This is a genomic window from Pseudomonas sp. EA_5y_Pfl2_R50, from assembly GCF_963970475.1.
GTDB lineage: Bacteria > Pseudomonadota > Gammaproteobacteria > Pseudomonadales > Pseudomonadaceae > Aquipseudomonas.
Genome location: NZ_CAXAPT010000253.1, coordinates 1 through 255, shown reverse-complemented (window position 1 = coordinate 255; position 255 = coordinate 1). Strand labels below are relative to the sequence as shown.

Annotated in this window: 1 pseudogene; it reads left to right on the top strand. The window is 63.9% G+C overall.

The window, feature by feature from the left end:
* Positions 1-255: pseudogene (locus tag AACY19_RS27695) on the top strand (hypothetical protein); the annotation flags it as partial.

The following is a 255-nucleotide window of genomic DNA, read 5'->3' as shown; positions in this document are numbered from 1 at the left end:
CCTACTACGTCGACAACGTCGGTGACGTGGTCATCGAAACCGATGCCTCGCTGACCGCCCTCGACCGCGTGTTCGCCTCCATCGATTACACCCTCGGCGCCAACGTCGAGAACCTGATCCTGATCGGCAACGCCGTCAACGGCACCGGCAATGAGCGGGATAACCGCATCACCGGCAACGCCTTGGCCAACACCCTCGATGGCGGCGCAGGCGCTGACACCATGATCGGCGGCGACGGCGTCGACACCTACATCG